Genomic DNA, 1,283 nt, shown 5'->3' with positions numbered 1-1,283 from the left:
AGGCTGAGCTTGAGCACCAGCTCAACAACCGGGGCTTCATGGCAAGGCTCCTCGGCGGAACGATCCGGCGGATCCCCAAGCCATGGCACATCTATCCCGTCGGCCTTCTGATGGGCCTGGGATTCGACACCGCCTCCCAGGTAGCCCTGCTCGTGCTCGCCGCCGGTTCCGCGGCCTTCTCCCTGCCCTGGTACGCCATCCTGGTCCTCCCGGTGCTGTTTGCCGCCGGAATGAGCATTTTCGACACCGCCGACGGCGTGTTCATGTCCCGGGCTTATGGGTGGGCGTTCCTGAAGCCGGTCCGCAAGGTCTTCTACAACCTCACAGTCACGGTGCTCTCGGTGATTGTGGCGCTGGTGGTCGGTGTCACCGTGCTGCTTGGGCTCGTGGCGGACAAACTGGGACTCGAATCGGGGCCGGCGGCCGCCATCGGTTCGCTGGACCTCGAAAACGTCGGGTACATCGTCGTCGGACTCTTCGTCATCATCTGGCTGATCGCGCTCGCCGTCTGGAAATTTGGCCGGATCGAGCAGCGCTGGAGCCACGCCGGCACAAGCTGAGCGGATGCGGGCGCAACGTAGGTCAGCAGCTGGGCGAGTCGAACTCGTAGGCCCCCGAATCGGCAGCGGCCGTCCCGTTGCAGTCCCCGTCCTGGGGCACCGGACTTCCGGCGAGGTCGACGGCGGACAGGCTCGTTCCGGCGCGGTCGATGGCCGGGCTGGTGCCGGTCAGGCGGAGATCGGCCGGTGCGTTCACGAAGCGCGCAGACGCAGTGGTGGACGTGCTGTTCGGTACGAAGTTGACCGGGCCATTGAGGACGTTCTGGTTCTCGGTCCAACCCGAGCCGTTGATCCATAAGGAGTTCCTGACGCCCGCCAGGATGTTGCCGCGGATCACGGTCGATGCAGGGCAGCCCGCATGGCAGACAACGGCCTGGGACTGTGGCCCGTTCAGATACACGGTGTTGAATTCGAAGACTGTGCCGTTCGTCGGCCCGAAGGACGTCCCTGCACCGCGGGCGATCAAGCCCTTGGCCTGGGCACAGTTGGCACCACAGGTCGACCGGACCAGGTTGTAGCGGTAGGTGTTGCCGTCGGCCGTCCCGGAGGACCTTCCGATCTCGGAGAAGTTGTTGTTGTCCAAGGACACATTGTGATGGATGTAGTTCCGGCTGCCGTTGTAGATTTCGAAAGAACCGCCGTCGCGGGTGTAATCGTAGGAAAACGCAGTGGAGCCGCTGACCGTGTTGCCGGAAAGTTCGTTGTCGTTGCCGTTGATCAGCA

The 1,283-nt window shown here is 63.8% G+C and carries 1 protein-coding gene and 1 pseudogene; one reads left to right on the top strand and one right to left on the bottom strand.

What is annotated here, in order from left to right; genetic code table 11:
• Window positions 1–560: HoxN/HupN/NixA family nickel/cobalt transporter (locus LQV45_RS33395; protein ID WP_374208368.1), on the top strand; the 560-nt coding region annotated here is incomplete at its 5' end.
• A gap of 22 nt (window positions 561–582) precedes the next feature.
• Here the strand turns inward: LQV45_RS33395 and LQV45_RS33390 are convergent.
• Window positions 583–1,283: pseudogene (locus tag LQV45_RS33390) on the bottom strand (hypothetical protein); the annotation flags it as partial.

It is taken from the genome of Microbacterium sp. Bi128, assembly GCF_918698205.1.
Note: the sequence above shows the minus strand (reverse complement) of the source record. Positions and strands in the feature narration are given on the sequence as shown.